Source organism: Sphingomonas sanguinis, assembly GCF_001476905.1.
Taxonomy (GTDB): Bacteria; Pseudomonadota; Alphaproteobacteria; order Sphingomonadales; family Sphingomonadaceae; genus Sphingomonas; species Sphingomonas sanguinis_B.
Genome location: NZ_LDTE01000033.1, coordinates 70,665 through 78,067, shown reverse-complemented (window position 1 = coordinate 78,067; position 7,403 = coordinate 70,665). Strand labels below are relative to the sequence as shown.

The following is a 7,403-nucleotide window of genomic DNA, read 5'->3' as shown; positions in this document are numbered from 1 at the left end:
CCTGCTCGATCAGGTGATCGGGCACCGGCGGCGACACCAGCACCGGGCAATCGCACGCGGCGAGCCATTCCGCTTTACCGATCGCGCCCGCCTGCCAAGCTTCCCTGCGCCGGTTGCACACGCCGCGGTGCCGGGTCCGCCGCTTCTCCTTCGACCATTCCTCGCGCAGCATGGCGCGCTTGCGGGCGAAGGCGGTCTCGTCGGTGAGGCCGGGCACGTCGTTCGCGGAGACGATCTCGATGCGCAGGCCGGTACGCTGCCGCAGCCAGCCGTCGAGATAGGCGATGTGGTCGAGCGTGATCGGGTTCTCGTGGCCGTTGTCGGCGGCGAGGAAGCGCGGGGCGCGGTTGCCGAACGCCGCCAGCCCCTTCCGCTCGATCCGCTCGACCATCAGGCACAGGACGGCTTGGCTGTCCTTGCCGCCCGAGATGCTGCCGAAGTGCTGGGCGACGATCATCGCCGCCACCCGACCGCGGTCGTGGAAACGGCGGGGTCCGTTAGAAGAATTACGAAGTAATTCTGGTTAGTAGTGTTACGGGCGGCGCAAGCTGTTGAACGGAAACAGGGAAGCGCCGATTCCGGTCCCCGATAGCACGAGCCTGCGGTCCCCGATGGCACGAGGGGCGCGGTCCCCGATAGCACGAGCGGATTCACAGCTTATTCCCGGAACGAACCCGACGCCGGGGGCGCGGCGAGTAGCAGAAGGGCGGCAGCTCGGTCGGCGCGAAGGACAGGCGCTCGGGCGCGTCCGCCGGCTGCTCAATCGTCAGGCGGTAGCCCGGCAGCGGCTGGCGGCGGACGATGTCGCGCAGGTCGTAGGCGAAGTGCTTGAGCGGTGAGAGGCTGCCGGACTTGGCGTGGAGGTGGCGGAGATCGAAGCTCCAGCCATGCTCCTGCCGGCCGCCATGCTTGCGCACGAGCCGGTAGAGCCAGCGCTCCAGTCCGCCGGTCAGGTCGAAATAGGCGCGGTCGATGGTCAGCACGAGCGCGTCGTCGAGGACGGCCGCGTAGAACCAGTCGGGCAGGATCAGCTCGATCCCGAGCGGGCGGCCGTGCGTATCGGCGCGCTCCTTCCACTCGTTGATCCACGAGAACCGGTGCATTCGCCGCTCGGTCGGCTGGCGAATCGAGGTCGCGATGGTGGTCGATTGCAGCCGGTCGAGCGCGGCCTTCAGCCGGTCGTAGTCGCGGGAACCGACCCCGCGGCCGATGAAGGTCAGGATTTCATAGGGCGTGGCTGCCATCAGGCGCGATGGCCTGAGTCCCGCGTCGCGCGCCTCGACGATCTGTGAGGCGGCCCAGATCAGGATGTCGGCGTCCCAGATCGTCGCCATGCCGTGCTCGGGCACGGCTTCTACGCGGATGACGACGGCGCCGGCCTTGAAGGCGATTGGCGCGAGCCGCTTCGACTTGGCGAGCGAGAAGAAGGGATAGGCCATGAGATCCTGCGCATCGCGGGGAGCGAGATCGCCGGGCAGCGCCCGGAACAGGTCGAGCTGCGCGCGTTCGCTGGTGGGTTGCCGAGAGGACACGGGCGCGTGGCGATCAGCGGGTGAAGCGGCTGGCGTGCGCCAGAACCGCGGCATCGTGGCGCTTGGCGGGCAGGACGGACCCGCGCGGATCGGAGGTCGAAGTTACTGCGCCGCGCTCGGTCCACGCCTGGAGATCGTCGATCGCGTAGACGACCCGGCCGCCGAGCTTGCGATAGTTCGGGCCGGTCCCGTAGGTGCGATGCTTCTCCAGCGTACGGGCGGACAGGCTCAGGAACTCGGCCGCTTCCTTGGTGCGCAGGTAGCGCGGCGGCAGGACGGCGGGATTGGGCGACATGATCGGGCCTCCGTGACCTTCGGTGAGGCCGCCGACCGTGGACGGCGGATGCGGGTCACGTTGGCGAAGCGCGGTGGCGTGCGGGGAGTGCGAAGATCGGAGTGCCGAAATCGCACCCCCTGCCGCCATGGACGGCGGCGAAGCAGCGTGCGGTAGCCGCCGGCGATCATTGCGCGACCGTCGCGCACCAGCGCCATCGTCGCGTCGCGCAACGCCGAGGACTTCCACGGGTCGGCGGCGACGCGCTCGGTGCCGAACAGAACATTGGCGATCTCGCGGTAAGTGGCACCGTTCTCGCGTCCGTCACAGGCCTGAAGCATATGGCGCAGGCGGCGGCGCTGCTGCCGCGTCAGGCGCCGGTCGGGCGGGACGGGGCGACTGAGCAATGCGCGAAGAAGCTGGTCCACTGCCACGAGCCGGTCGGGACCGGACGGATCGAGCGGAACGAGGGCGGCGAGCGCCGCGTCAGCCTCGACGTCCGGCAACCGGATGAGGTGAAGCGCACGGTCTCCGATCGGCTGGAGCAGGTGCGTGCCGTCGATGTCGGGCGCGCGCGTCGCGACCGTCAGCAGGGCCGCGAGGTTGCGTTCGTCAGACAGGCATTTCGGCAGCGAGGTGAGGACGACGGTGGCAGTGTCGGCCTTCGCAGACCAAAGCACCGGCTCGTCGCACGCGGATCGGCTCGGACGCACCGCGAAACTGCAACCCCCAATGCTCTCGCAGCCGGTCGCGCCGCTCGTCGGCATCCGATTCCACCAGCTTGCGAAAGTCCTCCTGGTAGCCGCGGTTGCGGCGCAGACATTCCCATGCGAGGCCGTTCATCGGCAGGTCGTCGAGATAGTCGTATCGACGGGTCTGTTCCCACTGCGCGAGGTCGGGCCGCATCGTCGTGCTCCTCCTGCCGGCATCCTCCGGGACGGAACAGCATCGCGGCGGCGGCAAGGCTCCGGAAGTCGGCCTCCCGGCATCGCGTGATGCCGCTGCGGCATCACGAGGGCGCTGTCAGTCGAGCAAATGGCGATAGCCGGTGTGGGTCATCCAGTGCGCGCGCGCGAGGTGCGCGTCATATACCCGGCGCGCTCGCTCCGGCTCGCATAGAGGATCAAGGTCGAACAGCACCGCAGCAGCCCGCTCCCAACTTGCGCCTGCGGCCTCGGCGTCCAGCAGGCGGATATAGAGCTTGAGGTGCGCCCGGTCGTAGTCGGTCAGGGCATCGCCGTCCGGCGGGGCGTCGAGGAAATCCGGTTGCGGCATCATGCTCGTCTCCGATCTAGGCTCCTCCCGACGCTATGTCCGCTGCATATCGCGGCGGTAGCCCACGCGACGGCATCGCCGACTGCCGAGGCAGCATCACCGCGTCGTCTGTAGAGAATACTCCATGGTCGAATACTCTACAACGCCGCCTTCTCGGCCGCATGGACATTCGAGAGGTGCTCGCGCTCAACCTGAAGAAGAACCGGCAGGCGCAGGGTCTGTCGCAGGAGGAGCTGGCGCACCGGGCGGAGATCGATCGCACCTACATCAGCTCACTGGAACGCTGTGTGTATGCGGCGGGGATCGACGTCGTGGACCGTCTCGCTCGCGTGCTGGGCATGGAAGCCGCCGATCTGCTCCGCCGGCCGAGCGGCAGCGAGGCCGGCGCGCCGGAAGCACCATCGGAAGCGTGATGGCGCCTGCCTGCGGCCATGCCGACCTCCGGGAGGCATGGCCGCCGCCGACTTGAGCCGGCGGCGCTACTGGCGATGGTGGGCAGCCTATGCGGCTGCCCTGCGGTTTGCTTCCGCCAGCCGGTGGGTGGCGGTGTGGTAATGGCCGTTGTCCAATTCAATCCCGACCCAATCCCTGCCCAACGCCTTTGCCGCCGCCAGCGTCGATCCCGATCCGCTGAACGGGTCCAGCACCAGTTCGCCCGGCCTGCTGAACGCCTCGATCAACGGACGCAACGCCTCGACCGGCTTCTGCGTCGGGTGGAGCCGGTTGCCACTGTAGGGGAAGTCGATCACGTCGGGGATGACGCGCCCCGGCATCCCGGGATTGCCCTTGGCGAGAAGATACGCCTGCTCGTGCTCGTAGCGCAGGAACCGCGAGGACGACGCATACCGCTTGCGGAACACCAGATGCCCGACGATCCGGAACCCCGCCGCGCGCCATGCCTCCATGAACAGGTCAACCTTGTTCCAGCCGTAGAAGCTGACCGCGAAGCCGCCGTCCTTCAACACCCGGTGCATCTCCGCGAACGCCGGCTTGAGCCAGTGCCCATTATCGTCGTTGGCGACGCTGCGGCCCTGCCGGTCGCGGTACTGGGTGACGTAGGGCGGATCGGTCAGGATGAAGTCGATGCTGCCGGTGTCGAACGCCTGCATCACGTCGATGCAATCGCCGTTGAAGATCATGTTGCGGGGAGCGTTGGGGGTGTCGGTCATGGCCTTGTCCTTCGGTCTGGAGGTCAGCGCAGCGCAGCGCCGCGTCTGACCTCCTGCCCGTCGGCGAGACCGGGTGTGCAACCGGAGGGGCGTCTTCGCGGGGACCCGGCTGCACGGAACCCGCGCAGCGGGAGGAGGAAGCTGGGCGGAAGATGATCCGAAGGGCGCCGAGGGCGGAGCCCTAAGCACCCCGCGCTACGACTGTAGCGCGACAGGAAGCGGCTTACTTCCTGCCCTGCATATCATCGAAACCGATCAGGATCGCACGACATCGCGGAGAAATAGCCGTGACGGTCAACGGCAGGGTGACGCCACCCCTGCTGGCATGGCTGCAACGTTCATTCGGGTACGATCACCGTTGGCCAGCACCCGTATTGTCAGCGTGAACGCGGGGAATCGTCGGCTCAACGAGTGGCCTGCGAACGTGATTGAGCTGCCGTGCAGAAATCCTTTTCGCGCCAGTCGGTCGTCGCGCTCAGGGCTAGAATGAACTGTCGCTGCAACCTACATTACGGGTCTATCGGGAACGGTGGTCGGCCCGGCAGATGAGTCGGGACAGCGCATACTCATGGTTGATTTCAAGAAGCTGGCAGCGAGCAAGAGCAAGCCCAAGCCGAACAACCCGCGTGAGATCTTCAACAGTCTCCCCAAGCCGCCGGGGATCAATGACCTTTATGCGAGCCAAGCTGAAGTGCTGGACGCCTGGTATCCCCGCCGCACCGATCGCGACATCGTCGTCAAGCTGCACACCGGCGGCGGAAAGACACTGGTCGCGCTGCTGATGGCGCAATCGGTGATGAACGAGATCGGGGAGCCCGTGATTTATCTCGCGCCGACCAATCAGCTCGTCGAGCAGGTGATTGCCAAGAGCCAGGAATACGGGATCGCCACGGCTCGCTATGTCAGCGGGCAACCCTTTCCTGGCGATTTCTACGACGGCAAGGCGGTCATGGTCGGTGCCTACGAGACGCTGTTCAACGGCCGCAGCCGGTTCGGCGTCCGAAACTCCGGCCAGGACGTCATCAAGGCGGGTGCCATCATCCTCGACGATGCGCACGTCGCGCTGTCATCGGTGCGCAAGCAGTTCAGCCTGACCATCGACGCCAAGGCCCACCCGGAGATCTATGCCGACCTCGCTGGCCGCTTCCGGACGGCGTTCGCCGACGTCGGACGCACCGGAACCTTCGCCGACGTGACAAGCGGCAAGGACTACGGTGTCATGGAGGTGCCGAGCTGGGCTTGGCAGAAGAAGCTCCCGGAGGTCACGACCTATCTGGCGGACGTCGTCGATGAGGTCGATGCATTCGTCTGGCCGTTCCTGCGCGACAATCTCGCCTTTTGTCACTGCTTGTTCAGCCGTCGGTCGGTGACGATCACGCCGATCTTCCCGCCCGTCGATCTGCTTCCGACCTTCGAGGACTGTCCACGGCGGATCTATATGTCAGCGACGATCGCGGACGACAGCGAGATCGTGCGGGCCTTCGGCGCGGCGGCCGACGCGGTGGGGAAGCCCATCACTTCCACATCGCTCGCAGGTGTCGGCGAGCGTATGATACTGATCCCGGAGCTGATGAAGCTCGGCGGTGCGGCAATCACGCCGATGGTTAAGAACATCGCGACCAAGCTTGCGGAGAAGGAGCGCGGCGCGGCGATCTTGTCGCCGTCCGGACCGGCGGCCGAGAAATGGGCCGACATTGCGACCTATCCGAGCACGACCAAGGAGGTTGCCGCTCAGATCGGCAAGATGCAGGCGGGTACAAGCTTTGGGCCGGTCGTGTTGGCCAACCGGTACGACGGCATCGATCTGGCGGGTAATGCCTGCCGCTTCCTAGTCATGGACAATTTACCGCAGGGGACGTCCGACTACGACCTCTACCGGATGAACGTCGTGGCCGACTCGGCGGTCAGCTCGTTGCTAGCGCAGCGCATTGAGCAAGGGATTGGTCGCGGGACGCGCGGCGGCGGGGACTATTGCGCGGTCGTTCTCGTCGGCAGCAAGCTGGTCGGATGGATCGGTCGCAAAAGCAATCTCGCATTCCTTACCGCCAGCACACGCGTGCAGCTTGCGATGGGTCAGGAGATGAGCGCGAGTGTCACGACGGCTAAGGAAGTGGGCCAGACGATCCTGAAGTGTCTGAACCGCGATCCCGACTGGGTTTATTATCACGCGCAGGAGCTCGCCGACGCGGCCCATGCCGCGCCCGTGAACATGCTGGCTCTGAGGATCTCCGGCGTCGAACGCAAGGCGTTCAAGCTGCAGCGGCTCGGTCATTATGAGAAGGCGATCGAGCTGCTGGAGAAGCTGATCGCCGACGTCGACCTCAAGGCGGATGCGCAACGCAGGGCGTGGCTCTCGGCCACGGCCGCCCGCATCGCCTACCAGATGGGAGAGGACGATCGGGGCCAGAAGCTCCAGACCTACGCCTTCTCGGTCAGCAACAATCATACGCCGCCGAAGGTTCGGCCAGCCTACGTCGCGCGTCCAATCCCGGGCAGGCAGTCGGCGGCGATCATCGCGCGTCTCCTCGAATATGATCTTCGCGGCGCGATGATCGCCGATTTTGACGAGGCGGTGGCCGAGCTGGTCCCGACCGCGTCTGCCGCGCGCTACGAAGAGGCGCTCGCCAACCTGGGAAGCTATCTCGGCTTCGAAGCCGAGCGGCCAGAGCAGACCTATAAGAAAGGACCGGACGTTCTTTGGCGCACCGATGCAGCCTTCGATTTCGTCATTGAAGCCAAGAGCAAGAAGGAAGACAATCCGCTCTATAAGAACGACCATGCCCAGCTTCTGGAGGCGGAGGCTTGGTTCAAGTCGGTCTATCCGAATCGGGAGGCCGTTCGCGTTTCGGCATTGCCCGAAGCAGTCGCCGATCCGAAGGCTAGCACCGCTGGCAGCTTCGCCCTGCGGCTTGACGACATTAACAAGCTCGTCGGCGCGCTGCGAGGGGTGCTTGAGGAGTTGGTGATGAGCGCCGGCAAGGAAGATGCGCTGCGGGAGCGTTGCGAGGCGGCCTTGGTGAAGGCCAATCTCAAGCCCGAGGGTCTTCGAAAGGCCTTCCTGGTGCCGTTCTCAAGGGCGGCGAAGACGAGCTAGGCGGGTGTGCAAAGCCTGTTTCGAACCTACCCCGTTATGTGATAGAACCTCTGCACTTT

The 7,403-nt window shown here is 65.8% G+C and carries 9 protein-coding genes; 2 read left to right on the top strand and 7 right to left on the bottom strand.

Features of this window, described 5'->3' with window-relative positions; translation table 11 throughout:
• The 6 genes from SB4_RS06720 to SB4_RS06700 form a co-directional block, all read right to left on the bottom strand.
• The coding region (locus SB4_RS06720; RefSeq protein WP_206597988.1) for an adenine nucleotide alpha hydrolase family protein at positions 1 to 457 on the bottom strand (457 nt) is incomplete at its 3' end.
• Between the two features lie 193 nt (positions 458 to 650).
• Positions 651 to 1,586 carry a replication initiator protein A gene (locus SB4_RS06715; RefSeq protein WP_241488515.1) on the bottom strand — a complete coding sequence of 312 codons (936 nt, stop codon included), beginning with the start codon at positions 1,584 to 1,586 and terminating at the stop codon, positions 651 to 653.
• On the bottom strand, positions 1,546 to 1,827 hold the full coding sequence (locus SB4_RS06710; RefSeq protein WP_058751942.1) for a helix-turn-helix transcriptional regulator: 282 nt from the start codon (positions 1,825 to 1,827) through the stop codon (positions 1,546 to 1,548). Before SB4_RS06710 ends, SB4_RS06715 begins: the two co-directional genes overlap by 41 nt.
• Positions 1,761 to 2,486: a DUF2285 domain-containing protein gene (locus SB4_RS18835; protein ID WP_241488514.1), complete on the bottom strand. Its 726-nt coding sequence runs from the start codon at positions 2,484 to 2,486 to the stop codon at positions 1,761 to 1,763. Before SB4_RS18835 ends, SB4_RS06710 begins: the two co-directional genes overlap by 67 nt.
• Positions 2,419 to 2,712 (bottom strand): transcriptional regulator domain-containing protein, encoded by a 294-nt coding sequence (locus tag SB4_RS20320; RefSeq protein ID WP_241488513.1) that lies wholly within the window; start codon positions 2,710 to 2,712, stop codon positions 2,419 to 2,421. Before SB4_RS20320 ends, SB4_RS18835 begins: the two co-directional genes overlap by 68 nt.
• 117 nt (positions 2,713 to 2,829) lie before the next feature.
• Positions 2,830 to 3,084, bottom strand: a complete 255-nt coding sequence (locus SB4_RS06700) for a DNA -binding domain-containing protein (RefSeq protein WP_420893880.1) — start codon at positions 3,082 to 3,084, stop codon at positions 2,830 to 2,832.
• A gap of 173 nt (positions 3,085 to 3,257) precedes the next feature.
• On the opposite strand from SB4_RS06700, the gene SB4_RS06695 reads away from it, so the two are divergent.
• Positions 3,258 to 3,494 carry a helix-turn-helix domain-containing protein gene (locus SB4_RS06695; RefSeq protein ID WP_241488512.1) on the top strand — a complete coding sequence of 79 codons (237 nt, stop codon included), beginning with the start codon at positions 3,258 to 3,260 and terminating at the stop codon, positions 3,492 to 3,494.
• Between the two features lie 87 nt (positions 3,495 to 3,581).
• On the opposite strand, the gene SB4_RS06690 is transcribed toward SB4_RS06695, so the two are convergent.
• The gene (locus SB4_RS06690) at positions 3,582 to 4,250 is read right to left on the bottom strand and encodes a DNA methyltransferase (RefSeq protein ID WP_058751940.1); all 669 of its coding nucleotides are present in this window, start codon (positions 4,248 to 4,250) and stop codon (positions 3,582 to 3,584) included.
• A 568-nt stretch (positions 4,251 to 4,818) separates the two neighbouring features.
• Here SB4_RS06690 and SB4_RS06685 point away from each other — a divergent pair.
• Positions 4,819 to 7,344 carry a DEAD/DEAH box helicase family protein gene (locus SB4_RS06685; protein ID WP_058751939.1) on the top strand — a complete coding sequence of 842 codons (2,526 nt, stop codon included), beginning with the start codon at positions 4,819 to 4,821 and terminating at the stop codon, positions 7,342 to 7,344.
• Positions 7,345 to 7,403: the final 59 nt, after the last annotated feature.